Raw genomic sequence first — 25,173 nt, forward strand, 5'->3', positions numbered from 1 at the left:
CACAAGGGACAGAACTGTGGATAACTGCTTCCCCTCAATTCATGCCCACTCACCCTGTCGGAACCCGATCATCTATCCACAGCCGCAATGGGTTGCACACAGGCTGTGAATCATGGGGATAACGCCGGCGACTCGTCCCGGCTTCACGGGTCGCCTGAGGTCAAGCTGTTGGCAAAAGGGTGATGAGCGAATAATGCCCGTTGTCCACTCCCCAACAGAATCCAACAACCTTCTCTTTTATATAAATAGGATATTGGTCTGTGCATGACTCGTCCGTGATCGATCCCGGTGTGACGGCACCGCTGCTGAGCGTCCTGCGCGGCGCTGTCCCGGCGCGTCCGCCCCTGTGGCTGATGCGTCAGGCCGGGCGATATCTGCCGGAATATCGGGCTTTGCGTGCCGAGAAGGGCGGTTTCCTCGATCTTTGCTATGACAGTGAGTCCGCGGCAGAGGTCACCTTGCAGCCCATTCGCCGCTTCGGGTTCGATGGCGCGATCCTGTTTTCCGATATTCTGGTGGTCCCCCATGCGCTGGGTCAGGATCTCTGGTTTGAGGCCGGCGAAGGACCGCGCCTTGCCCCGCCGCTGGTCGAGGGCGAGCTGACAAGTCTCGCGCCAGCGCCACAGCGGCTGGCGCCGGTGATCGACACGGTCCGGCGCGTGAAGGCCGCGCTGGCCCCGCAAACGACGTTTCTGGGCTTTGCCGGCAGTCCCTGGACGGTGGCGACCTATATGGTGGCCGGGCAGGGCAGCAAGGATCACGCGGCCGCCCGTCGCATGGCCTATCAGCAGCCGGCGAAGTTCGGCGCCATCATCGATGCCATTATCGAAACGACGGTCGATTATCTCTCGGCCCAGATCGCGGCCGGCGTGGATGCCGTGCAGCTTTTCGATAGCTGGGCCGGTTCGCTTAGCCCGGCACAGTTCCGCCAATGGGTGATCGCGCCCAACGCGCGCATCGTCAAAGCCTTGAAGCTGCGCCATCCCGATACGCCGATCATCGGCTTTCCAAAGGGGGCAGGGGCCAAACTCGTTGCCTATGCCCAGGAAACCGGCGTCGATGCGCTGGGTCTCGATGAGACGCTCGATCCGGCCTGGGCGGCGCGTGAATTGCCCGCCCATCTGCCGCTGCAAGGCAATCTCGATCCGCTGGCGCTGATCGCGGGCGGGGAGACGCTGGATCGGGCGGTGGACGCCATTCTCGAGGCTCTGTCCGGCCGGCCGCACATCTTCAACCTGGGTCATGGCATCTTGCCAGACACGCCGATTGCCCATGTCGAGCAACTGGTGGCGCGCGTTCGCGGGTGATCGGCGGCTCTTGGAAAACGCAAGCCAGCGCCTCGCACCCCGTTTCAATTCCTGGTCGGCTGGCCTAGAAGGCTTGGCGATCGCGCGCGGTTGTTGAAGCACGACAAAGAGGTTTAGTCTCCATGTCCATCCTGCCCGGCATCGGCTTTCTTGGCGCTGCTTATCCGTGGGTTCTTGCCGCACATGTGATCTTCGTCATCTTCCTGATGGCCAGCCTATTTATGATCCCGCGCTACTTCATCTACCATCATCAGACCGAGCCCGGCTCGGCCGAGGATCAGGCGTGGATCGAGCGCGAGACGCGGATGAAGCGCATCATCATGAACCCCTCGATCATACTGGTCTGGGTGCTGGGCCTGCTGCTGGCCTTTCAGACCGGGGCCTGGAGCGAGGGCTGGTTCCACGCCAAGCTGCTGCTCGTGATCATCCTCTCGGGCTTTCACGGCTGGATCGTCCGCTATTCCAAGAAGCTCGCGCGCGGCCTGCGCCCTTGGCCGGAAAAGCGCTTGCGTATGATCAACGAGGTGCCGGCGCTGCTCGTGACCCTGATCGTCATTCTGGTGATCGTCCGCCCGTTCTGAACGGACCTTTGCGAGCGGTGAGAGCGCCATCGCTCTGCGCTTGACTTGGAATCGGCCAGTGCGTAATTCGGGGCGTTCCCTTTACAGGCGCTGACCTATGCGCCTGATTGCCCTCTCCAGGCATTCCGGCACAGTCATATTCCCTTTATTTTCACTCCCGCCGTCGGACCCAATCCATGCATCTTAAAGATTTGAAGCGCAAAGCCCCGGCCGAGCTGGTCGCCATGGCCGAGGAACTCGGCGTCGAGGGCGCGTCGACGCTGCGCAAGCAGGACCTCATGTTCGCCATCCTGAAGGAGCAGGCGGAAAATGGCGAGCAGATCATGGGTCTGGGTACCATCGAGGTGCTGGCCGATGGCTTCGGCTTCCTGCGCAGCCCTGAGGCGAACTATCTGGCCGGCCCGGACGACATCTACGTCTCGCCCAATCAGGTCCGCAAATTCGGCCTGCGCACCGGTGATACGGTGGAAGGCGAGATCCGCGCACCCAAGGATGGCGAGCGCTATTTCGCGCTGACCAAGCTCGTCTCGGTCAACTTCGACGATCCCGATGTGGTCCGTCACCGCGTCAATTTTGACAATCTGACACCGCTTTATCCCGACGAAAAGCTGCGGCTCGACACGCTTGATCCCACGATCAAGGACAAGTCGGCCCGTGTCATCGACATTATTGCGCCGCAGGGCAAGGGCCAGCGCGCGCTCATTGTGGCGCCGCCGCGGACCGGCAAGACCGTGCTGCTGCAGAACATCGCCAAGGCAATCACCGACAATCATCCCGAGGTCTTCCTGCTGGTGCTGCTCATCGACGAGCGGCCGGAGGAAGTCACGGACATGCAGCGCAGCGTGAAGGGCGAGGTGGTTTCCTCCACTTTCGACGAGCCCGCGACGCGCCACGTCCAGGTCGCCGAAATGGTGATCGAAAAGGCCAAGCGCCTTGTCGAGCACAAGAAGGATGTCGTCATCCTGCTCGATTCCATCACGCGCTTGGGCCGCGCCTACAACACCGTCGTTCCCAGCTCCGGCAAGGTGCTGACCGGCGGTGTCGATGCCAACGCCCTGCAGCGCCCGAAGCGCTTTTTCGGCGCAGCGCGGAACATCGAGGAGGGTGGCTCGTTGTCGATCATCGCCACGGCACTCATCGATACGGGTAGCCGCATGGACGAAGTGATCTTCGAGGAGTTCAAGGGCACCGGTAACTCGGAAATCGTCCTGGATCGCAAGGTCTCGGACAAGCGCATCTTCCCGGCGCTGGATGTCGGCAAATCCGGCACCCGTAAGGAAGAGCTGCTGGTCGAGAAGGACAAGCTCTCAAAGATGTGGGTGCTGCGTCGTATTCTCATGCAGATGGGCACGATCGACGCGATGGAATTCCTGCTCGACAAGATGAAGGATTCCAAGACCAACGAAGACTTCTTCGCCACGATGAACCAGTAACGCATTTCAACAGGGGTTACGCGCTGCCATGGCTGAAATCTGGTCCCATATCGTCTCGGACGTCTCCACGCTGTTCTCGGGCGATATCAGCGCCTGGTCCGCGTTCGTCAAAGTTCTGTTGATCGACGTCGTCCTGGCCGGGGACAACGCCATCGTCATCGGCGCGCTCGCGGCGGGATTGCCGGCGCATCAGCGCCGGATGGTCATCTTCATCGGTATCATTGCCGCGCTGGTGCTGCGCATCGCCTTTGCGCTCGTGGTCACGCAGCTCATGCAGATCATCGGGCTGATTTTTGCCGGCGGCATCCTGCTCCTGTGGGTATCCTGGAAGATGTACCGCGAGATCGTGCAGGGGGCGGGGCACAATGCCGGCTCGCCTGAGGTCGAGGGTGACGAGCATTCCGGGCTTCGTCCCGCGAAGAGCTTCATCGGCGCGGCTTGGGCTGTGGCGGTGGCAGACGTCTCCATGAGCCTCGACAATGTGCTGGCGGTGGCCGGTGCAGCCCGCGAGCACCCCGGCATTTTGATGATCGGCCTGGTCTTCGCGGTCGCTCTGATGGGCATCGCTGCGAATATCATCGCGAAATATATCGAGCGCTATCGTTGGATTGCCTGGATCGGCTTGCTGGTCATTCTCTATGTGGCCGCGACGATGATCTACACCGGCATCACCGACAAGGATATCGGGCTGCTCCAGCTCTTCGCCTAAGCCGAGAGGCAAATTGCTAAACAGGAACCGGCAGCGCTCAGCAAAGGAGCGCTGCCGGTTTCCTTGTTTCTGGCTGACCAGTGCGGGGTGATAATCGCCGGCCGAGGGCAATTTGCTAGCGAAATGAGCCCCGATGCGGCATGTCATGCCCACCCTATCTCGCGCGGAGCCCTGCCATCATGAAGTTCAAGGTCGATGTTGAGTGCACCCCGGAAGAGGCACGGTCGTTTCTCGGTCTGCCTGATCTGAAGCCGATCCATGATCTTTATATTCAGGCGGTGCTCGATACGATGAGCGGCCAGACCAACCTTGAGCAGATGGAGCGGATGTTCCGCAGCATGTCGCCGCTGGGTGATGCAGGCATGAAATTGTTTTCCAGCCTCATGGATATTGGCATGGGCGCGGCGGGCGCTGGCTCTCCTGCAAAATCCAAGAACGACGGCTGATTTTTCACGTGGTTTGACGATCGATGACGGATCGGGATACGATTTTTGCGCTCTCCAGCGGGCAACTGCCCGCCGCGATTGCGATCCTCCGGGTATCTGGACCTCTCGCGCTTGAGGCTGCTCGCGTCATAACAGGTCGGGATGCCCCAGCGGCTCGGCAAGCGGCGTTGCGGCGGTTTTTCGATCCGGCGAATGGCGACTTGCTCGATGAGGGTTTGCTGATTTGCTTTCCCGGCCCCAATACAGAGACCGGCGAAGACATGGCCGAATTCCAATGCCATGGCTCCCATGCGGTGGTGCGGGCGTTGGAAGCCGCTCTGGCTGCAATGCCGGGCTTTCGGCGGGCAGAGGCGGGCGAGTTTACCCGGCGCGCCTTTCTGAACGGCAAGATGGATCTCGCCGGGATCGAAGGCTTAGGCGATTTGATCGCGGCAGAGACGGCGCTGCAACGGCGTGCTGCCATGGCGATGATGGGTGGAGCGTTCTCCCGCAAGATCGACTCCTGGACGACAGACCTTCGACTGCTCGCCGCACAGATCGAGGCTCAGCTCGATTTTTCCGATGAAGGGGACGTATCGGGCGCGGACCTCGCGCGCATCACAGCCGCAGCGATTGAGATCAGCGCAGACATGCGTAAGGAGCTGCAGCGTCCCTCCGCGGACCGATTACGCGATGGTATTCGCGTCGCCATCGGCGGTCCGCCCAATGCTGGCAAGTCGTCCCTGTTCAACCAGCTGGTTGGACGCGATGCTGCCATTGTCTCCCCTCATGCGGGAACGACCCGCGATGTGATCGAGGCGTCAGTCGCCCTCAATGGCATCGCATTCGTATTATCTGACTCGGCGGGACTGCGCGAAGCCGGTGACGAGATCGAGCAGATCGGCATCGGACGCGCGGAAGTTCTTTTGGCCGAGGCTGACATCGTGCTGTGGCTAGGGCGGTCTGAAGACGCGCCCTCAGGTCGAGGGGAATTGGTGCAGGTCGCACCGAAAGCCGATCTTGCTCTCGCAGATCGCGAGGCATCGAGCCTGCACGTGTCGAGCGTGACAGGTGAGGGGATTGATTCTCTCATGGAGGAACTGTGTGCGCTGGCCGGCAGCATGCTGCCGGCGCCCGGCGACTATGCGCTGTCACAGCGGCAACGAGCTGTCATAAAACGAGCGGGTGATGCTTTGGATGCCTGCACTGGTGAGCCAGACGAAATCCTGGTTGCAGAAAATTTTCGTCAGGTGCTGGCCGCTCTGGATGAATTGACCGGACGCACCACGACTGAGCTTGTACTGGACGAGGTGTTTCGCGGCTTCTGCATCGGCAAATAGGCGGTGTTTGTTCCACGTGGAACATCGGCCGGCTCCGCAATGCTTTGACGCTCTTTGATGTGGCCGCTAGGGGCTGGGACATGAGCAAGCATGCGCAAGCCATGTTCGATGTCATCGTTGTCGGCGGTGGCCATGCCGGCACGGAAGCTGCGGCCGCTGCCGCGCGCCGAGGCGCGCGCGTCGCTTTGGTAACGGCCGATCCGCGCCGCATCGGGGAAATGTCGTGCAATCCTTCAATCGGCGGGTTGGGCAAGGGCCACCTCGTACGTGAAGTGGATGCATTGGATGGGTTAATGGCGCGCGCCGCAGACAGCGCAGCGATCCATCGCCGAATGCTCAATGCCAGCAAGGGCGCCGCTGTTCGCGGCCCGCGTGTTCAGGCCGACCGCCGGAAGTACCGCGCAGCCATTCAGAGTATGATCGCGGCGCAACCGGGCCTCTCGGTCATTGGCGGTGAAGTGGCGGCATTGGATGTCGGCCCTGCCGGGGCCTTGAACGGCGTCTTGCTCGCGGATGGGCAGAAGCTGGGCGGGCAAGCTGTAGTCCTCACGACCGGAACATTTCTAGGCGGCCTGATGTTCAGGGGCGCGGAGCGAGTTGTCGGTGGGCGGATCGGTGAGCATGCCGCGAGTGCCTTGGCTCAGCAGTTGCGAGACCTCGACCTACCAATGGGCCGCCTCAAGACGGGCACACCGGCCCGTCTGGATGGACGCACGATCGATTGGGCCCGGCTGGAAGAACAGCCGTCAGATCTCGACGCCTGGTCGATGTCTTATCTAGGCTTTGATGACAGCGAGCAGCTACCGCAACTTCGCTGCGCCATCACTCGGACCAACGGCGAAACGCATCGCATCATCCGCGATAACCTCGGCCTCTCACCCCTGTTCTCGGGCGATATTGAGGGGAGAGGACCACGCTATTGTCCCTCGATCGAGGACAAGATTGTCCGCTTCGGAGATCGGGAGGGCCATCAGGTCTTCCTCGAGCCGGAGGGTCTGGATGACCATCTTGTCTATCCCAATGGCCTGAGTTCGTCCCTGCCGACGGACGTGCAGATTGCATTTCTCCGGTCCATGGACGGGCTGGAACAAGTCGAGGTCGCCGTGCCAGGCTACGCGGTCGAGTATGACCATATCGACCCGCGCGCCTTGGACCGGACCCTTTCGCTCCGTGCCATGCCTGCGCTCTTTCTGGCCGGTCAGATCAATGGCACCACCGGCTATGAGGAGGCTGCGGCACAGGGGCTTGTGGCTGGCGCGAACGCTGCCGCTCATGCCTTGGGTCTTGATCCTTTGCTGCTTGACCGGGCAGAAAGCTATATTGGCGTTCTTATCGATGATCTCTGCCTGCAGGGGATCACCGAACCCTACCGAATGCTGACCGCGCGCGCCGAGTTCCGGCTGCGACTGCGTGCGGACAACGCTGCAACGCGCCTCACGCCGACGGCCGTTCGGCTTGGCTTGGCAAGCGCTACCCGAATGACTTGGTGGCACCAGCGAGAACAAGCACGCGTGGCGCTCGCTGGCGTGTTGGAGAAGCAAGTGTCCGGCACTGATTTACGCGCGGCGGGGGCAGATGTTCGCGACGACGGCGTCCGCAGATCCCTCGCTGAGTGGGCTCGTTTCCCGGCAGTGACGCGCGGGCATCTTGCCAAATATGCGCCGGCCCTGAAAACGGGAGAAGACGGCCTTGTTGAGGAGCTTCTGCAGGATGCGATCTATGCGCCTTACGTCGAAAGGCAGGACGCGGAAGTGAGGGCGCTCCGGGCCAATGATGCCATCGCGCTGCCCGCCGACCTCGATTTTTCTGCGGTCGGCGGTTTGAGCACAGAGATGGTCGAACGGTTGACCCTTGCGCGCCCCGAGACGCTTGGTGGTGCCGCCCGGATCAGGGGAATTACGCCGGCAGCTTTGGCCGCGCTGCTCGTCGCAGCGCGGACGGGCCGCGCCGCATGACGGAGGAAGAGGCGCAAGCGTGGCTCTCCGATCAAGGCTGGTGGAATGGTCCAACCGGGGATAGGCTGCGGACTTTTGTGGACCTCGTACTGGAAGAGGCAGACCGGCAGAACCTCATTTCTGTTGGGACCAAGGCATCCATTTGGGCGCGGCATATTGTAGACTCCGCCCAGTTGCTAACTCATGCGGTATCCGCTCAAACGCCCGCCGATGGATTGTGGCTGGACCTCGGAACCGGCGCTGGGTTTCCGGGCATGGTCATCGGCTGCTTGCGCGAGGCGCCGATTCGTCTCGTAGAGGTCCGTCCCTTACGAGTCGATTTCCTCAAACGCTGTGCCGAGTCTCTCGGCCTCGATCATGTGGAAGTCGTGCAATCCAAGGTGGAATCGGCCCGATTTGATCGGCCCGCTGCCATTATCAGCGCCCGTGCTTATGCGCCGTTGGATCGACTGCTCACCACAGCGCATCATTTGGCGGACGAAAACACCATCTGGCTGCTCCCCAAGGGCCGGAGCAGTGAGAAGGAACTGGAAATTATCCGGCCGCACTGGCAAGCTGTGTTTCACGTGGAACAAAGCGTCACGGACGCCGAAAGCGCCATCCTAACAGTCCGCCAGCTGAAAAAACGTGTCCCGGTCCGAGCGACCGATAAAAAGCCGGGCAGTTCGAGACGGAATGGCAAGAGGCGCAGGGCGAGAGTGACGTCGGCGGGGCCAAAAGGACAGTCATGATCAGTATTGCAATCGCGAACCAGAAAGGCGGCGTTGGCAAAACCACCACGGCGATCAATCTCGCTACTGGCTTGGCTGCCACTGGTCACCGCACCTTGCTGATTGATCTTGATCCGCAGGGCAATGCCTCCACGGGGATGGGCGTCACGACGAAAGATCGCGCGCGCTCGAGCTACGATTTGCTGATGGGCGATTGTGATCTCGATGATGCGGTCATTCGCACGGTGGTACCGGGCCTGGACCTCATTCCTGCCACACAGGATCTCTCTGGGGCTGAGATCGAACTGATCGATGTCGAGCAAAGGACCCATCGTCTTGCCAACGCTTTAAACAATACGGAGGCCGGTCGTTGGGAGGTCTGCCTGATTGACTGCCCGCCGTCGCTAGGGCTGTTGACGGTCAATGCCATGGTCGCGGTGCAGTCGATCCTTGTGCCGCTGCAATGCGAGTTCTTTGCCCTTGAGGGCCTGTCGCAGCTGCTGCAGACCTTCGAGCGCATTCGGGCGCGGTTCAATCCGGACCTGTCAATCCTCGGCGTGGCGCTGACGATGTATGATCGCCGAAATCGGCTGACCGATCAGGTCGCGGACGATGTGCGGGCCTGTCTCGGCGACCTCGTGTTCAAGACGGTCATCCCGCGCAACGTGCGCCTCTCGGAAGCCCCCAGCCACGGGCTGCCCGCCCTTATCTACGACATGCGCTGCGCTGGATCGGAAGCCTATATGGCGCTCGCGCGCGAACTGATCGAGAAGCTTCCCAAGGAGACCGTAGCGGCATGAGCGACGCAGATGTATCCGGCAAGCCGCGTCGTTTGGGGCGTGGTCTTTCTGCCCTGCTCGGTGAAGTCGAACGCGACGTATCGGTTTCCGAGGAGGGCCGGGCTGGGGCGGATAGCGGGGCAGGCGATGCGGACCGGCCCAAGGCCGTCCGCTTCCTTGAAATCGTCCGCGTGTCGCCGCATCCCGATCAGCCGCGGCGACATTTCGACGAAGGTGCCCTCTCTGAACTCGCAGACAGCATCCGCGAGCGAGGAATCATCCAGCCCATCGTTGTGCGACCGCTTGGGAATGATCGCTACCAGATAGTCGCGGGTGAGCGGCGCTGGCGGGCGGCGCAGAAGGCACAGCTTCACCAAATCCCCGCGATCGTCCGCGATTTCACCGAGGCAGAAACGCTCGAGATTGCGCTGGTTGAGAACATCCAGCGGGAGGAGCTGAACCCGATCGAGGAGGCGCAAGCCTATCAGCGCCTGATCAATCAGTTTCACCACACCCAGGACGCGCTGGCCCGGATCGTCGGCAAGTCGCGCAGCCATATTGCGAACCTGATCAGGTTGCTGGATCTGCCGGAGCCTGTTCAGGAGTTGGTGATGACCGGGGCCCTGTCCATGGGGCACGGGCGCGCCCTTATCGGCTCCGCCGATTGCGCGGACCTGGCGAAAGATGTTGCGTCAAAGGGCCTTTCCGTCCGCGAAACCGAGCGCTTGGTTCGCTTGGCACGTGAAGGAAAATCCACGGCACGTGCTGAGGCGCGACCCGCATTGGGCCGCGATCCCGATCTGATCGCCATGGAACAGCATCTGTCTGATCTGCTCGGCCTGCGCGTCGGCATTAATCATGAGGGCGGGAAAGGCACGCTGACCCTGCAATATTCCAGCCTCGAACAGCTGGACATGATCTGCCAGAAGCTGACCGGCGGCGGCTTCTAATCGCTTCCTTCGGGCGTCAGCGCCGCTTGGCCAGCGCGTCGAACGCCTGAAGGTCGCGCAGAAGCGCTGGCAGGTCGCGCAACGGCACCATGTTCGGGCCGTCGCTCGGCGCGCGGTCAGGGTCTTCATGCGTTTCGATGAATATGGCCGCGACGCCGATTGCAACCGCAGCGCGCGCCAGCACGGGCACGAAGCGTCGTTCGCCGCCTGAGCTTTCTCCCCGTCCGCCCGGCTGCTGGACACTGTGGGTGGCATCGAACACGACCGGGCAGCCGGTTTCTGCCAGAAGCGGGAGCGCCCGCATGTCGCTGACCAATGTGTTATAGCCAAAGCTCGCGCCGCGTTCGGTCAGCATGACCTGATCGTTTCCGGCACTGCGCAGCTTGCGCACGACATTCGCCATGTCCCAAGGGGCCAGAAACTGCCCCTTCTTGACGTTGACGACGCGGCCGGTTGCGGCAGCAGCCAGCAAGAGATCGGTCTGGCGGCAAAGGAAGGCCGGAATCTGGAGAACGTCCACGACCTCGGCCACCGGCGCGCATTGGGCTGCGTCATGCACATCGGTGATCACTGGGCAGCCGAATTGCGCTTTCACATCCGCAAAGACATCCAGCGCCTGCGCGAGGCCAATGCCGCGGGGCGCATCGACAGAGGTGCGGTTCGCCTTATCGAAGCTGCTCTTGTAGATGAGCGGCATCCCGATTGCGCTGGTCATCTCGACAAGGGCCTGCGCCGTCTCCAGCGCATGCGCGCGCGATTCCATCGCGCAGGGGCCTGCAATCAGGGCAAGTGGGCGGTCATTGGCGATGCGCAGCGGGCCGATGGTGACGCTGTGAGGGGCAATCTCTGTCATGCACCCCGCATAGCCGCCCAACGCGGTCCCGCAAAGCCTGAGCAGCGGGCGCCGGTCAGCATTGTTGGCGCGCTCGCTTACTCTTCCGCCAGGCAGGCGGCGAGGCCACTGCGATAATCTGGAAACCGGGGCTGCCATCCCAGCAGGCGTTTCGCCTTGCCATTCGCGATACGCCGGTTCTCGCTGTAGAAAGCCTGTGCGGCCGGAGACAGGCCTGCGGCTTCTATGGATTGAAGGGGCGGCGCCGGCCGGTCGAGAAGTGCGCAACCGAACGCAATGACGTCATTCTGAGAACAGGGCATGTCGTCGGCGAGATTGTAGGCGCCGCAAGGCCCGGCCATACCCGCCAGCACGCCTAAGACGATATCCTCCACGTGGATCCGACTAAATATCTGGTCCGGCAGATCGATTCTGTGGGCCCGGCCGTCGCGGATTCGGTCCAGAGCGCTGCGCCCCGGGCCGTAAATGCCGGGCAACCGAAACACCCGAACGCGCGCGCCAAGCTTCTGCCATGCCAGATCAGCAGCGGCTCGCGCATTGCGCCGGCCTTGGCCAACGGGCGCACTTTCATCCACCCATGCGCCGCCCGTATCCCCGTAGACCCCGGTTGACGATAGATAGCCGATCCAATTGGCAGGCGCTTCTTCCAGCAAGGCACCGTAGCGCTGCAGCACTGGATCGCCTTCGTCTGTCGGAGGAACAGAGGACAGGATGTGGGTCGCCCGGCGCATGGCGTTCGTGACCGCCGCGTCGTCATCGAATGCGATCGTGCCGGCACGCCCGGTCGCCTCGACCGTCCAACCGCGCGATCGGAGCGCCTCGGCGAGCCGTGTAGCGGTGTAACCCAGTCCAAAGATCAGCATGTGGGGCATCAGGTCGAGTTCCGCATATAGCTGCCCCTAATGGGCAGCGCCCCAGCTCGATCCGGTCCCGATTTCCACGCCAAGCGGCACGGTGAGCTTAACGAGTGGCTCTGCGGCGCTGGCCATGACAGACCGGATGATCGGCGTGGCGGCCGCCACATCGTCTTCCGGCAGTTCGAACACCAGCTCGTCATGGACCTGCAGCAGCATCTTCACCCGGTCCAGTCCGGCATCCCGAAGAGCCGGACCCATGCGCACCATTGCGCGCTTGATGATGTCTGCGCTGGTCCCCTGAATAGGGGCGTTGATCGCGGCGCGCTCCGCGCCCTGGCGGACGTGCTGCACCGGCGACTTGATCTGGTTGAACCAGGTCTTGCGGCCGAACAGCGTGGTCGTGTGCCCCGTGGAACGCACCTTCTCCAGCGTCTCGTTGATATAGGCCGAGATACCTGGGAAGCGGTCGAAATAGCGGCTGATCATCGCCTGCGCTTCGTCCGCGTCGATCTCCAGACGGGCCGCCAACCCCCAGCGTGAGATGCCATAGAGAATGGCGAAGTTGATCGTCTTGGCCCGGGCGCGCGTCTCGCGGTTCATCTCGCCGAACAGCTCCTGGGCAGTCGCGGCATGAATATCCTCGCCGCGCAGGAAGGCGTCCCGCAACTGTGGCACGTCGGCCATGTGCGCCGCAAGGCGAAGCTCGATCTGGCTGTAGTCCGCAGCCAGGATCACATTGCCCTGTTCGGCAATGAAGGCATCGCGAATCTGGCGACCGGTTTCGGTGCGGATCGGGATGTTCTGCAGGTTCGGGTCGGTCGAGGAGAGGCGGCCGGTCTGCGCGCCAGTCAGCGAGTAGCTGGTGTGGACGCGACCGGTATCGTGGTTGATCTGGGCCTGCAGGGCGTCGGTATACGTCGATTTGAGCTTCGAAAGCTGGCGCCAGTCCAGCACCAGCCCGGCGATCTTGACGCCATCCGCCTTCATGCGCTCGAGCACGGTCACATCCGTGGAATAAGCGCCGGACTTGCCTTTCTTTCCGCCTTTGAGGCCCATTTTCTCGAAGAGGATCGCACCAAGCTGCTGGGTCGATCCAATGGCAAAGGGCTGGCCGGCCTCAGCGTGAATCTCTTCTTCCAGCCGTGCCATTTCCTGCGCGAACCGGCCGGAGAGCCGGGAGAGATGATCGCGATCCACCTTGATGCCGCTGCGCTCCATGCCGGCGACCACCGGAATGAGCGGGCGGTCCACCAGCTCATAGACCCGGGTCGCGCCTTCTTGGGCGAGGCGGGGCTTGAACCGCGTCCACAGCCGCCAGGTCACGTCGGCATCCTCGCCGCCATAGCGTGTGGCGGCATCAAGCGGCACCTGCGCAAAGCTGATCGCCTTCTTGCCGGTGCCGGTGACGTCCTTGAAGCTGATGCACGTATGCTCAAGCACCGCGTGCGCAACCTCATCCATGCCGTGGCCAGCAAGGGACTGCCCGGCATCGAGATCGAAGCTCATCACCAGCGTGTCGTCGAAGGGCGTGACAGACAGCCCATGCCGGGCCAGCACGTTGAGATCATATTTGATGTTGTGGCCGATCTTCAGCACGCTCGCATCGGCAAACAACGGGCGAAGGCGGGCGAGGGCGTCCGCCATGGGAATCTGTGGCGGCGCTTCGGCGAACATGTCGTCGCCGCTGCGGTGGCCCAGCGGAATATAACAGGCCGTGCCGGGGGCGGTGGCGAGGCAGATGCCCACCAAATTGGCAGCCATGCTGTCGAGGGAATCCGTCTCCGTATCGATGGCGATGATGCCGCTGGCGTAGGACTGCGCGATCCACGCATCCAGCCGCTCCAGCGTCGTCACCGTCTCGTAGCTCTCGCAGTTGATCGGGGGCAGGGGGATGAAATCCGGGGTCGTCGGGTCCAGCGCGGCGTCCACGACCGCCTCGGCGACGGGATCCGCCGTCTGCCGGCCCGGCGCATGGCTGGCCATGCGGGCCAGCAAGGCCTTGAAGCCCTGATCCTCAAGAAAGGCGCGCAGCGGCTCGGCGGGGATGCCATCCAGCTTGAGATCATCGAGCGCGTGCGGCAGCGGCACTTCGCAGTGGAGCGTAACCAGTTCGCGCGAGAGGCGGGCGAGCTCGGCATGCTCGATCAGCCGCTCCTTGAGCTTGGATGGCTTCATGTCCGGCGCTGCGGCGAGCACCGCATCCAGGTCGCCATATTCCCCGATGAGCTTCGCAGCGGTCTTCGCGCCGACGCCGGGCACGCCGGGGACATTGTCGACGCTGTCGCCCATCAGGGCCAGCACATCGCGCAGCTGCTCGGGTGCGACGCCGAACTTGTCCTGCACATAATCGGGGCCGCGCCGCTCATTCTTCATGGTGTCGAGCATGTCCACGCCCGGCTGGATGAGCTGGGCCAGATCCTTGTCGGACGAGACGATCGTCACGTCCCAGCCCTGCGCCACCGCCTGGCAGGTGTAGGTAGCGATGATATCGTCGGCCTCGAATCCCGCTTCCTCGATGCAGGGCAGCGAAAAGGCGCGGGTCGCCTCGCGGATCAGCGGAAACTGGGGGATCAGGTCTTCCGGCGGCGGCGGGCGATGGGCCTTGTACTGATCGTAAAGATCGTTGCGGAAGGTGTGCGAGCCCTTGTCGAGGATCACCGCGAGATGGGTCGGCCCCTCCTCCTTGTCCAGCGCGTCGGCGAGCTTCCAGAGCATCGCCGTATAACCATATACCGCGCCGGCGGGCGTGCCATGGCGGTTGGTGAGCGGTGGAAGCTGGTGATAGGCGCGAAAGATGTAACTCGAGCCATCGACGAGATAGAGATGATTGCGGGAAGCCATGCAAAGCGGGATAGCGCGGCCACGGGCGGGAGGCCAGCGCCGATCAGGCTCCATCCACGGCGAGGCGCCCCAGAGCCGGGTCATCGGTGAAGAAGCCATCCACCCCAAGCGACAGATAGCGCCGGATCTCTGCCACTGAGCCCGCCTCATGCCGGGCATTTTCGCCGCCGGGACCGCGCAGATCGCTCGGCAAGAAGCGGTTCTCGGGGCGGAAGGTATAGAGGTAGACGCGCAGCCCCGCGGCATGAGCATCGGCGACAAGGCGGGCCGGCTTGGCGAGGCGGCCTTCGGCGTCCAGCGGCATGACCGAGCGCGAGGAGGGGCCGATGGCGTCGGCATAATCGGCAATGGCGGCGAGCCCGGCTGGGGATGCCATGTCGCCATAGGTTGTCTTCAGTCCGTCGAGGGCGGCGTCGGCGGGCTGGCGGTCGAAGGTCTCGAACAACTGGAGCAGCTGGATGTTCGTCGGCCGACCGATTTTCTGCCGAATGGCGCGCAGATTGGTGGTTTCGAAGGACTGAATCACGATCGGGCAGCGGCGCGTATAATCGTGGCCGGCCAGCGCACTGAGCAGGGCGTCTTCAAGCGGCAGGCCGATGCTGGCGAAGTAGGTGGAATGCTTGATTTCCGGAATCAGGCCGATCGCCTTGCCTCGCGTGCCCGCCTGAACCGCGACGAAGGCGATGATCTCGTCCAGCGTCGGGATGGGGAACTGGCCGTCGTAGCTTTGGCTTTCCGGGCGGATGGCACCCAATCGCTCGACGGCACGCAGGGTCTTGAGTTCCGCGAGCGAAAAATCCTCGGTGAACCAGCCGGTGACCGCCTCGCCATCAATTTGCTTCGTGGTCCGGCGGTCTGCAAATTCTGGGCGCTTTGCCACATCAATGGTGCCGCCGATCTCGTTTTCATGTCGCGCAACGAGCACGCCGTCGCGGGTCATCACCAGGTCCGGCTCGATGAAATCCGCGCCGTCCGCAATCGCCCGGCCATAAGATTCCAGCGTATGCTCGGGCCGCATGGCGCTCGCACCACGGTGGGCGAACACGAGGGGCGCCTTGCCGTCCAGCGTCTGAGCGCGGCCGGCTTCCCTGCCGATAGCGGGTGTCGCCAACGCCGCGACGCCCAAGCCGATGGCATCCCTTCGGGTCAACATTCCACCTCCACCGCGAGAGTCAGGACGGGCACGAGCCTATGCGTCGTGCTGGCGCATCTTCGTGACAGGACGATGGCGCTCATTTTGCCTCCTGCCCTCGCGCCCGTTGCCTGATTGGACTTGCCGCGATAGGAGGCCCCCAAGAAAAATCCGGATCACATAATCGAAGGAGCCGGCCGTGGCAGGCCATAGCAAATTCAAGAACATCATGCACCGCAAGGGCGCGCAGGACAAGAAGCGCTCGGCCATGTTCTCCAAGCTCTCGCGCGAGATCACCGTCGCGGCCAAGATGGGCGCGCCGGACCCGGACATGAATCCGCGTCTGCGTCTGGCCATCAACGCGGCCAAGGCGCAGTCCATGCCCAAGGACAACATCCAGCGCGCGATCGACAAGGCGAGCAAGGGTGACGCGGAGAATTACGAGGAGGTGCGCTATGAGGGTTACGGCCCGGGTGGCGTCGCGATCATCGTCGAGGCGCTGACCGACAACCGCAATCGCACCGCAACCAACGTTCGCACGGCCTTCTCCAAAAATGGCGGAAATCTGGGCGCATCCGGCGCGGTGAGCCACGGGTTCGATCGCATGGGCCTGATCACCTATCCGGCCTCCGTGGGCGATCCAGACGCGATCTTCGAAGCTGCTTTGGAAGCGGGCGCGGACGATGTGTCGTCAAACGACGATGAACACGAGATCTGGACGGCCATGGATGCCCTGCACGAGGTCGCGAAGGCGCTGGAAGACAAGCTCGGCGCCGCAGCAAGCGCCAACCTCGCGTGGAAGCCGCAGACCACCGTGGAACTGGACGAGAGCAATGCCGGCACGCTGCTCAAGCTCGTTGACGCGCTGGATGATGACGATGACGTTCAGACCGTCTGGGGCAATTACGAAGTTCCCGACGACGTGATGGAAAAGCTGGGGTGATCGCCCGCATCTTGCGGCCATGATCATTCTGGGTCTCGACCCCGGCCTTGGCACCACAGGCTGGGGCCTGATCCGTGCGCAGGGCAATCGCCTGTCTCATATTGCCAATGGCCAGATCCGCACGGCAGCGAGCGATGCTTTGCCCGCCCGGCTGGTCGCGCTCGATGCGGCGCTAGCGGCCCTCATCGCGGAACATCGGCCGGCGGAAGCGGCGGTCGAAGAGGTGTTCATCAACACCAACCCGCAATCGACCCTCAAGCTGGGGCAGGCGCGGGGCGTTATTTTGCTCGGCGCTGCACGCACCGGCATACCGGTCGGCGAATATGCAGCCCGGCTCGTCAAAAAAGCCATTGTGGGCGTGGGCAATGCGAGCAAGGATCAGATCCACGCCATGGTGATGCGGCTGCTGCCGGGAACGAGCGTGGTCGGTCCTGATGCAGCAGATGCACTTGCCGTCGCCATCACCCATGCGCATCTTCGCGCCAGTCGGCGGCTCGAGCGAGGCGAGTGAGGTCAGGAAGCGGTCCCCGTGCGGGACGGACGTCCTGTCGTTTTAGAAGGAGTTGGGCATGAAGTCGGCCCTCAGGCTTGGCGCAATGGCGATGATCGCGAGCGGCGTTGCGGCTGCACCCGCAGCGGCCGAACTGCCGCCATCGGTCAAGGCCATGCTGGATGCCGCCATCGCAAGCGGGGATGCCGGGGCGCTCGCCACCGTCGCGCGCTTTGCCAAGCAGACGCATCCCGACAATGCCGCGGAGATCGACGAGAAGATTCAGGCGCACAAGGCCGCCATTGATGCCGAGCGGGAAGCCCGGCTGAGGCAGGCGAGCTTCTTTCACGCCTGGTCAGGCAGTGGCGAACTGGGTGGCTTTATCACCACCGGCAATACCGAAAGCTCCGGCATCAGCGCAGGTCTCTCGCTTGAACGGCGTGGGATCGATTGGCTGCACAAGTTCCGCGCCAATGTCGACTATCAGCGCAGCGATGGCGTCACGACGCGCAACCAGTGGCTGGCAAGTTATGAGCCCAACTTCACCCTGAACGACGCGATCTACGCTTATGGGCTCGCGACATACGAGAAAGACCGGTTCCAGGGTTTTTCGGACCGCACCACGGCCTCGGGCGGCGTCGGTGTGCGGCTGGTGCGGCAGGCCGATTTCAGTCTGGACATCAAGGGCGGACCGGCTTGGCGGCACACCGTCGGGATCGACGAGCCCGATACGACTGAACTGAACACGCTCGCCGCCGCCGATCTGCGCTGGCAGATTTCACGCGCCTTCGAGCTCAAGAACAATGCCCAGGCGGTGTGGAGCTCCGGCAATAGCAGCTATGCGAACACCACTGGCCTCACCGGCAAGCTCAACGGTTCGCTCTCCGCGCGCCTCTCTTATGCGGTGCGCCATGAGACGTCGCCGCCCGCAGGCTCGGAGATGACGGATACGATTACGCGCGCGACGCTGGTCTATGATTTCTGACGCGCGCCTCGCTGCTGCCAGCGTCAGGCCTTGCCCCAGAAGAGGAACGCCACCGCGCCGATGAGGCAGGTCAGGGCACCGAAATGGCGCCAGTGGAGCGGTTCACCCAGAAAGGTGACCATGAAGACGCCGAAAACGGTTAGCGCGATGACTTCCTGCGTGATCTTGAGCTGGCCGGCGCTCCAGCCGCTGGCATAGCCGATGCGATTGGCCGGCACCGCAAAGCAATATTCAAAAAAGGCGATGCCCCAGCTGATCAGGATGACCAAGGCGAGCGGTTTGCTCATGCCGCCCTTGAGATGCCAGTACCAGGCCGTGGTCATCAGGATGTTGGAGGCGAGCAGCAGCGCGATCGTGGGCATGAAGCCCAAATGGCAGGTTCGCCGTGGGAAGGCGATGGGGAAAATACGCCGCTCGGGAGCGTGATTCTCACCGGTGGTGACTATCGCGCGACCATCGTGCTCCGCGCGATCCGAACGACCAGTGGGACCATGCCGGGATAGTTGGCCCGATCATAGGTCGACCCCGCGCCCAGATGCTGCGCGATCCGGCGATGGGCCTCGCCCAACGCATGATAGGGCATGCTCGGCAGCAAATGGTGAAGCGCGTGATAGCGCAGACCGACCGGCGCCCACAGCGCGGCCAGTGGCGCGGGTGGCGGCACATTGACGGAATCGAGGAACTGGCCGGTCACCGTCATCGTCTCGCCTTCATTCTCCCAGAGATGGGCGACCAGCGTGCGAAGCTGATTGGCGACCATCGCCACCGAGAGGATCGCAAGATAGGTGAGCAGCGGACGCCAGCCGAGCAGCGGAACGCTGGCGATGAGCGCCATCGACCAGAGGCTGGTGCCGGCTTCCTGCCAGGCCCACATCCGCGCGAAATCACCTTCCGGCGCGCGGCGCCGATAATCGGGATTGATGGACAGGGCCGAGTAGCGCTCCACGATGAACCGGCGCAGCGGGGGAATGACGAGGCTGAGCGGTGCCAGCACGCCGAAGCGCACGATGAACGCCACCGGGGCTAGGGCAGCCGCGAGGATGAACAGGGGCAGGCTCCACGGCTTCATCAGCGCGAGCGGCAGATATTCGGGATCATCGATGGTGCCATAGCGCGTCTTGGCATGATGCTGGGTGTGCACGCCCTCATAGAGAAAGGAGGGGAACAGCAAGGGAATGCCGATCAGCAGGTTCCACGTGAAACGAAAGCCCGGCAGCGCACCTGCCCGGATGTGCGTCAATTCGTGGATGAAACTCGTCGCGCGATACAGCGCCAGGGCGGAAATCACGCCAGCGAGGGCCACGATCCAGCCTTGCGAGGCCAGCATCGCCAGCGCCATGGCAGCATAGCCGACCAGCGCGGAAGCCAGAAAATCAGGCCAGTAGATGCCGGGCCGCGCGGTTGCCAGATCGCGCGTCAAATCCACGGCGGCGCGGAGCATCGCCATATCATCGGGCGTGGTTGCCAACGCAGGGCCCGCTGCGGCGGGGGCCTTGCCGGCTGGCGCGGACGGCGCGGCGTCCAGTCTCTGGTCGATTGCGGTCATGCAAAGGGGTCCTATCGGTCGAATGAGCACAGATCATGGCAGCAATGTGATTTTGTTCTGCCGCCACGGCGCGCGGCTTGACAAATCCGCCGCCAGTTCCGCAGTGCTGTGCCCTCTCAGCAGCGCTTCATCGTCGAAGCGCGGGACAGGGGTATCGCCGTGACATCAGCCGATTTAGTGATCACTCCCGTCTCCGGCAAGGCCGACATGGCGGCGTTCATCGATTTGGCATGGACCATCTATGCCGATGATCCCCATTGGGTGCCGCCCCTTAAGAGCGAAGTGCGCGGCCTGCTGACACCGGGCAAGAACCCGTTTCACGAACATGCCGAGCATCAATATTTCCTCGCGCGGCGCGGCGGCAAGGTCGTCGGGCGCATCAGCGCGCATATCGATCATCTCGCCATTTCCATGCCTGCCGAGCAGGGCATGGGGCCGGGGACGGGCAATTTCGGCATGTTCGAAGCCATGGATGAAGCAACCGCGCACGCGCTGATCGCGACGGCGGAAGGCTGGCTGCGCGAGCGGGGAATGACCCGGGTGCTCGGCCCGATCTCGCTCTCTATCTGGGAGGAGCCAGGCCTCCTCGTGAAGGGCTTCGACCATTCGCCTACGGTGATGATGGGCCATAACAGGCCGGAATATCGCGCCTGGATCGAAGCGGCCGGCTATGCCCATGCCAAGCAGCTCGATACTTACGAGCTAGACATCACGCAGGAATTTCCGCCGCTGATCCAGCGGATCGTCCAATCCGGCGAGCGCAACGAGCGCATTCGCATTCGCCATGTGGACAAGAGCGAGTTCGACCGGGATGCAGCGATCATCCTGCATATTCTCAACGATGCCTGGGGGCGCAACTGGGGCTTTGTGCCGATTACCGACCATGAGGTTGCGCATTTCGGCAAGGCGCTCAAGCCGCTGGTGTTCGAGGACCTGATTCGCATTGCCGAGCTGGATGGCGAGCCGGTGGCCTTCATGATGACGCTGCCGGACATGAACGAAGCGCTCGCCCGCCTTAACGGCACGCTCTTTCCCTTCGGCTGGGCAAAGCTGCTCTGGTGGCTGCGCAAGCCCAAGGTCCGCACCATGCGCGTGCCGCTGATGGGTGTCGTCCAGCGGCTCCAATCCTCGCGCATGGCGAGCCAGCTGGCCTTCATGATGATCGAATATATCCGCCGCGACGCCATCACCCATTATGGCGCGACGCGCGGGGAGATCGGCTGGATCCTCGATGATAATCAGGGCATGAAAGCCATTGCCGAGGCTATCGAGAGCCGCATCAACCGCAGCTATGTGATCTACCAGAAGGCGCTTTGACCGCTTCGCAAATCCGTACCGGCAACCCCTCTCTTGCGCGCAGGGGACTGCCGGGCCTAGGGACGGGCAAGGCCCTTATCGGAGACGCGCCATGTTGCGGCAACTGACCCCATCCCTATTCGTCGCCCCGCAGATCGATGCGGATGTCGTGGCGCAGGCTGCGGCAATGGGCATCTCGCTCATCGTGAACAACCGACCCGAAGGTGAATCGGTGGACCAGACGTCCGGCGACACGATCGAGGCGGCGGCACGGGCGGCGGGGCTCGATTATGTCGCCATTCCCGTCTCGCATAGCGGCTTTGCGCCCTGGCAGCTCGATGCGCTGGATGAGGCACTCGCGAAGAATGGCGAGGGCAAGGCGCTCTGTTATTGCCGCTCCGGCACCCGCAGCACACTGCTTTGGGCCTTGGCGCGGGCACGGGCGGGCGATTCGCCGGATGTCCTGGCCGAGCAGGCGGCCGCGGCGGGCTATGATCTCTCGCCGATTCGCGAGATGATGCACGCACTGGCCAACCAGAAGGGCTGACGGCCCCCACCGGCACTCCTGTTCAGAACGCGAGGCTCAGCGCCGGCCAGAGCAACATCAGCACGCCAATCATGCTGATACCGAATACCATCGTCCGCACCACCGGAACCCCTGCAGCATAAAGCGGAAGATAGACGATGCGCGCGCCGAGCCAGAGCGCGGCGCCGATGGCCGTCCACCGATCGAACAGGCCGAGCTGCGCATCGATGAGGATGGCGATGGCGACGATCGGAAAGGTCTCGAAATAATTTGCCTGCGCTCGCGCCAGCCGCCCGACGAGGGGCTTGGGCTCGGGCAGCGACTGATCGCGCGCGCCGACATTCCAGGCGGTGCCATATTGCGCGGTCTTCGCCCGCACGGCAGCGAAGATGTGAACGAGGGCCAGCAGGCAGCCCCAGGCCAGAATGATCAGTTCAATCGGCATCGTTCAGTCTCCTCATCGGGCGTCTTTCGCCGGACGAGGAATAGGACGGTCAGGCGCGAAATGAAATTGCCGTGTCCGAGACTGCAAATCGTCAGCTGCGGGCCGCCCAAAAAAAAGGCCGGCGCTTTCACGCCGGCCCAGGGATGTTCGCAGGAGGAACAACGGACGGCGGGGACCTTTCGCCCCCGCCGAATTCGGATCAGTTGTAAGCGCGCTCGCCGTGCTCGCCGAGGTCGAGGCCTTCCTGCTCGACTTCGGTGCTCACCCGCAGGCCAGTGAGGGCCTTTGCGATGAACATGGCGATGACGGTGCCGACGGTGGCGATGACGATCGTGGCAAGCACGGCCGTGATCTGCGTGACCAGCTGGCCGCCCATCGCATAGTCGGCGCCACCAGGGCCGCCGAGCGAGGGCGAGTAGACCACTGCGGTGCCGATGGCGCCGATGATGCCGCCCACGCCGTGGATGCCGAAGGCGTCCAGTGAGTCGTCATAACCCAGAGCCGGCTTCACCTTCGCGACGAAGAAGTAGCAGACGATGGAGGCAACGGCACCGAGAACGATGGCACCGAACGGACCGGAGTTGCCCGCAGCGGGTGTCACGGCGACGAGGCCGGCGATGATGCCCGAGCAGAAGCCGAGAGCCGAACCCTTGTGGCCCATCACGCGCTCGGTGAGCATCCAGAAGAGACCGGCCGAGGCGGTGGCGACGAAGGTGTTGATCATGGCGAGAGCCGCAGAGCCATTGGCCTCAAGCGCGGAACCGGCGTTGAAGCCGAACCAGCCGACCCACAGCAGGCCGGTGCCGACCATGGTCAGCGTCAGGCTGTGCGGGGGCATCGGCTCGCTGGGGAAGCCCTTACGCTTGCCGAGGATGAGGGCGGCGACCAGTGCGGAAACGCCCGCATTGATGTGCACCACCGTACCGCCGGCGAAGTCCAGAGCACCCATGGCGAAGAACACGCCGCGCGCTTCCCAGACCATGTGGGCGACCGGGAAGTAGACGATGGTCAGCCAGACGATGGCAAAGACCATGATGGCCGAGAACTTCATGCGCTCGACGATGCCGCCAAGCACGAGGGCGATGGTGATCGCGGCGAAGGTCATCTGGAAGCTGACGAACACATATTCCGAGATCACTTCAGACGTGAAGGTCGCGGCGGTCGAATCCGGCGTGATGCCAGCAAGGAAGAACTTGCCCCAGCTGATGAACTGATTGCCTTCAGGACCGAAGGCGAGGCCGTAGCCGTACATCACCCAGATGAGCATCGCGAGCGCCGCTACGGCCCCGATCTGCGTCATGGTGGCGATCATGTTCTTGGAACGCGTCAGGCCGCCGTAGAACAGGGCGAGGCCGGGCAGGATCATGAGGAGAACGAGGACGGTGGACGTCATCATCCATGCGTTGTTACCCGGATTGGGAACGGCAGGCGCGGCTTCCGCTGCGGCCTCCTGCGCCCATGCGGGCAAGGCGGCGAAGAGCGAAAGGCCCAGAGCCCCCGCCGCGCCGCAGAATGTCTTGAAAGGTGTCATGCGTTACCCCCTTTAACTTACAGCGCGGTTTCGCCGGTTTCGCCGGTGCGGATGCGGATGGCCTGTCCCACGTCGAGGACGAAGATCTTGCCATCGCCGATGGCGCCGCTGTTGGCGGCCTGCTGCACGGCTTCCACAACACGCGGCGCGAGGGCATCGTCGCAGACGACCTCGACCTTGATCTTCGGGACCATGTTGGTGGAATATTCCGCACCGCGGTAGATTTCGGTCTGGCCCTTCTGGCGGCCAAAACCCTTCACTTCACTTACTGTCATGCCAGCCACGCCCAGCGCAGAGAGAGCTTCACGCACCTCGTCCAGCTTGAACGGCTTGATGATTGCCATAATGAGTTTCATCTCTTGCGCCCCCATTGGTTGCAGGGGAATGCCAAGCAAGAGCTGTGCCAAATCATAAACGAGGCGTTAAAGCGGTCGGCAGTCGGGCCTCGTTGAGGCGATTGCCTCAAATTGAGGCGGCATGTGTGAGCAGTGCTTAAAAAGTACGCACAGACCGTTCGCAGTTATCAGGTGGATAGGGCCTCGAGGCCCAGCGACGTCAGATCGAGCGAGAGCGCCCCTGCGGATAACTGCCCAGCAGACGGACCCATTTGCTGTGGAACGCCAGTTCTTCCAGCGCGCGATCGACGGCGGGGTCGCCCGGCATCCCCTCGATATCGGCGTAGAATTCCGTCGCCGAGAAGCTGGCGCCGCGCTGATAGCTCTCCAGCTTGGTCATATTCACCCCGTTGGTCGCAAAGCCGCCCATTGCCTTGTAGAGCGCGGCGGGGATGTTTTTCACCTCGAAGAGGAAGCTCGTCATCACCGGCCCGTCTCGCGAGGGCATGATCGCATCGCGGCCCAGCACGACGAAGCGCGTCATGTTGTCGCTGCTGTCCTCAATCTTCTCATCATGGATCGTGAGGCCATAGAGTCGCGCGGCGAGCGAGGGCGCAATCGCCGCTGCGCCGGGCTCGCGGACCTCGGCGACCAGCGCGGCCGCGCCGGCGGTGTCGGCATAGACGATCGGGCGGATGCCACGGCTGCGCAGATATTTCCGGCACTGCCCCAGCGCCTGCACATGGCTGAGCGCGCTGACCGGCGGCGTCTCGTCCGCGCTCATCAGGCTGTGGTGGATCGGGAGGAAATATTCGTCGATGATCGACAGGCCGGATTCGGGCAGCAGAAAGTGCATGTCCGCAACCCGCCCATGCAGCGAATTCTCGATGGGAATCATCGCGCGGTCGGCACGGCCATCGCGAACGGCATCCAGCGCGTCTTCGAAGCTGAAGCAGGGCAGGGGCAGGCCGTCCGGCGCAAAATCCATCACCGCCAGATGCGAATTGGCGCCCGGCGCGCCCTGAAAGCTGATCGCACGCTCAGGCGCGCGCGCGGCGGCGTCCGTCATCTCGGCGACAAGGCGCTGCGCGGGGAGCGGATAGGTGTCCATGATGGCCGCTGCGCTTAGGGCTTTGGGCCCTGCCGCGCAAGGCACCGGCGCATGTGTCGCGACACAGGCCTTCCGACAGGCTTGCACCCGCGC

The 25,173-nt window shown here is 63.2% G+C and carries 25 protein-coding genes; 15 read left to right on the forward strand and 10 right to left on the reverse strand.

The genetic code is table 11. The annotated features are described in order from the left end of the window. The first annotated feature begins 260 nt into the window (after nucleotides 1-260). The 10 genes from hemE to M2343_RS13335 all read left to right on the forward strand — a co-directional run bounded on the left by hemE (nucleotide 261) and on the right by M2343_RS13335 (nucleotide 10,189). Nucleotides 261-1,307, forward strand: a complete 1,047-nt coding sequence (gene hemE / locus M2343_RS13290; RefSeq protein WP_413716022.1) for a uroporphyrinogen decarboxylase — start codon at nucleotides 261-263, stop codon at nucleotides 1,305-1,307. A 140-nt stretch (nucleotides 1,308-1,447) separates the two neighbouring features. Then, nucleotides 1,448-1,888 (forward strand): CopD family protein, encoded by a 441-nt coding sequence (locus M2343_RS13295; RefSeq protein ID WP_264577568.1) that lies wholly within the window; start codon nucleotides 1,448-1,450, stop codon nucleotides 1,886-1,888. 176 nt (nucleotides 1,889-2,064) lie between these two features. After that, entirely contained in the window at nucleotides 2,065-3,321 is a 1,257-nt protein-coding gene (gene rho / locus M2343_RS13300; RefSeq protein ID WP_181561074.1) for a transcription termination factor Rho, read from the forward strand. Nucleotides 3,322-3,349: 28 nt separating this feature from the next. Then, nucleotides 3,350-4,030: a YjbE family putative metal transport protein gene (locus M2343_RS13305; RefSeq protein WP_181561075.1), complete on the forward strand. Its 681-nt coding sequence runs from the start codon at nucleotides 3,350-3,352 to the stop codon at nucleotides 4,028-4,030. A 179-nt stretch (nucleotides 4,031-4,209) separates the two neighbouring features. After that, a complete protein-coding gene (locus tag M2343_RS13310) occupies nucleotides 4,210-4,476 on the forward strand; it encodes a DUF6489 family protein (protein WP_264571637.1) in 267 nt (88 codons plus the stop codon). A gap of 23 nt (nucleotides 4,477-4,499) precedes the next feature. After that, entirely contained in the window at nucleotides 4,500-5,795 is a 1,296-nt protein-coding gene (mnmE, locus tag M2343_RS13315; RefSeq protein ID WP_264577035.1) for a tRNA uridine-5-carboxymethylaminomethyl(34) synthesis GTPase MnmE, read from the forward strand. An 80-nt stretch (nucleotides 5,796-5,875) separates the two neighbouring features. Beyond that, on the forward strand, nucleotides 5,876-7,750 hold the full coding sequence (mnmG, locus tag M2343_RS13320; protein ID WP_264577036.1) for a tRNA uridine-5-carboxymethylaminomethyl(34) synthesis enzyme MnmG: 1,875 nt from the start codon (nucleotides 5,876-5,878) through the stop codon (nucleotides 7,748-7,750). After that, nucleotides 7,747-8,481: a 16S rRNA (guanine(527)-N(7))-methyltransferase RsmG gene (rsmG, locus tag M2343_RS13325; protein WP_264577037.1), complete on the forward strand. Its 735-nt coding sequence runs from the start codon at nucleotides 7,747-7,749 to the stop codon at nucleotides 8,479-8,481. The genes mnmG and rsmG overlap by 4 nt, the downstream gene beginning before the upstream one ends. Further along, entirely contained in the window at nucleotides 8,478-9,260 is a 783-nt protein-coding gene (locus tag M2343_RS13330; RefSeq protein ID WP_264577038.1) for a ParA family protein, read from the forward strand. Before rsmG ends, M2343_RS13330 begins: the two co-directional genes overlap by 4 nt. Beyond that, entirely contained in the window at nucleotides 9,257-10,189 is a 933-nt protein-coding gene (locus M2343_RS13335; protein ID WP_264577039.1) for a ParB/RepB/Spo0J family partition protein, read from the forward strand. The genes M2343_RS13330 and M2343_RS13335 overlap by 4 nt, the downstream gene beginning before the upstream one ends. A 16-nt stretch (nucleotides 10,190-10,205) precedes the next feature. On the opposite strand, the gene kdsA is transcribed toward M2343_RS13335, so the two are convergent. The 4 genes from kdsA to M2343_RS13355 form a co-directional block, all read right to left on the reverse strand. Beyond that, a complete protein-coding gene (gene kdsA / locus M2343_RS13340) occupies nucleotides 10,206-11,042 on the reverse strand; it encodes a 3-deoxy-8-phosphooctulonate synthase (RefSeq protein WP_264577040.1) in 837 nt (278 codons plus the stop codon). A 77-nt stretch (nucleotides 11,043-11,119) separates the two neighbouring features. After that, complete coding sequence (locus M2343_RS13345; protein ID WP_264577041.1) at nucleotides 11,120-11,914, reverse strand: SDR family NAD(P)-dependent oxidoreductase; 795 nt, start codon at nucleotides 11,912-11,914, stop codon at nucleotides 11,120-11,122. 27 nt (nucleotides 11,915-11,941) lie between these two features. Continuing rightward, entirely contained in the window at nucleotides 11,942-14,740 is a 2,799-nt protein-coding gene (polA, locus tag M2343_RS13350) for a DNA polymerase I (RefSeq protein ID WP_264577042.1), read from the reverse strand. Between the two features lie 43 nt (nucleotides 14,741-14,783). Continuing rightward, on the reverse strand, nucleotides 14,784-15,893 hold the full coding sequence (locus M2343_RS13355) for a glycerophosphodiester phosphodiesterase (RefSeq protein ID WP_264577043.1): 1,110 nt from the start codon (nucleotides 15,891-15,893) through the stop codon (nucleotides 14,784-14,786). A gap of 178 nt (nucleotides 15,894-16,071) precedes the next feature. On the opposite strand from M2343_RS13355, the gene M2343_RS13360 reads away from it, so the two are divergent. The 3 genes from M2343_RS13360 to M2343_RS13370 are packed head-to-tail and all read left to right on the forward strand — an operon-like array spanning nucleotide 16,072 to nucleotide 18,290. Then, nucleotides 16,072-16,815, forward strand: a complete 744-nt coding sequence (locus M2343_RS13360; RefSeq protein ID WP_181561084.1) for a YebC/PmpR family DNA-binding transcriptional regulator — start codon at nucleotides 16,072-16,074, stop codon at nucleotides 16,813-16,815. Between the two features lie 19 nt (nucleotides 16,816-16,834). Next, nucleotides 16,835-17,326 carry a crossover junction endodeoxyribonuclease RuvC gene (ruvC, locus tag M2343_RS13365; protein ID WP_181561085.1) on the forward strand — a complete coding sequence of 164 codons (492 nt, stop codon included), beginning with the start codon at nucleotides 16,835-16,837 and terminating at the stop codon, nucleotides 17,324-17,326. Nucleotides 17,327-17,384: 58 nt separating this feature from the next. After that, the gene (locus tag M2343_RS13370; protein ID WP_181561086.1) at nucleotides 17,385-18,290 is read left to right on the forward strand and encodes a YdiY family protein; all 906 of its coding nucleotides are present in this window, start codon (nucleotides 17,385-17,387) and stop codon (nucleotides 18,288-18,290) included. 23 nt (nucleotides 18,291-18,313) lie between these two features. Here M2343_RS13370 and M2343_RS13375 read toward each other — a convergent pair whose 3' ends face one another. Together M2343_RS13375 and M2343_RS13380 are read right to left on the reverse strand one after the other, a co-directional pair. Further along, on the reverse strand, nucleotides 18,314-18,652 hold the full coding sequence (locus tag M2343_RS13375) for a DMT family protein (protein ID WP_264577044.1): 339 nt from the start codon (nucleotides 18,650-18,652) through the stop codon (nucleotides 18,314-18,316). 80 nt (nucleotides 18,653-18,732) lie between these two features. Beyond that, nucleotides 18,733-19,836 (reverse strand): fatty acid desaturase family protein, encoded by a 1,104-nt coding sequence (locus M2343_RS13380; RefSeq protein WP_413716023.1) that lies wholly within the window; start codon nucleotides 19,834-19,836, stop codon nucleotides 18,733-18,735. A 159-nt stretch (nucleotides 19,837-19,995) separates the two neighbouring features. Between M2343_RS13380 and M2343_RS13385 the strand changes: the two genes are divergently transcribed. Next, nucleotides 19,996-21,153 carry a GNAT family N-acetyltransferase gene (locus tag M2343_RS13385; RefSeq protein WP_264577045.1) on the forward strand — a complete coding sequence of 386 codons (1,158 nt, stop codon included), beginning with the start codon at nucleotides 19,996-19,998 and terminating at the stop codon, nucleotides 21,151-21,153. Between the two features lie 91 nt (nucleotides 21,154-21,244). Next, nucleotides 21,245-21,679, forward strand: a complete 435-nt coding sequence (locus tag M2343_RS13390; protein WP_264577046.1) for a TIGR01244 family sulfur transferase — start codon at nucleotides 21,245-21,247, stop codon at nucleotides 21,677-21,679. Between the two features lie 22 nt (nucleotides 21,680-21,701). Here the strand turns inward: M2343_RS13390 and M2343_RS13395 are convergent, their stop codons facing one another. The 4 genes from M2343_RS13395 to M2343_RS13410 form a co-directional block, all read right to left on the reverse strand. Further along, entirely contained in the window at nucleotides 21,702-22,103 is a 402-nt protein-coding gene (locus tag M2343_RS13395) for an MAPEG family protein (RefSeq protein WP_264577047.1), read from the reverse strand. 199 nt (nucleotides 22,104-22,302) lie between these two features. Next, nucleotides 22,303-23,634: an ammonium transporter gene (locus M2343_RS13400; protein WP_181561092.1), complete on the reverse strand. Its 1,332-nt coding sequence runs from the start codon at nucleotides 23,632-23,634 to the stop codon at nucleotides 22,303-22,305. 17 nt (nucleotides 23,635-23,651) lie between these two features. Beyond that, nucleotides 23,652-23,990: a P-II family nitrogen regulator gene (locus tag M2343_RS13405; protein ID WP_181561093.1), complete on the reverse strand. Its 339-nt coding sequence runs from the start codon at nucleotides 23,988-23,990 to the stop codon at nucleotides 23,652-23,654. Between the two features lie 199 nt (nucleotides 23,991-24,189). Next, nucleotides 24,190-25,080: a prephenate dehydratase gene (locus tag M2343_RS13410; RefSeq protein ID WP_181561094.1), complete on the reverse strand. Its 891-nt coding sequence runs from the start codon at nucleotides 25,078-25,080 to the stop codon at nucleotides 24,190-24,192. Nucleotides 25,081-25,173 lie beyond the last annotated feature (93 nt).

It is taken from the genome of Sphingobium sp. B8D3B, assembly GCF_025961875.1.
Taxonomy (GTDB): Bacteria; Pseudomonadota; Alphaproteobacteria; order Sphingomonadales; family Sphingomonadaceae; genus Sphingobium.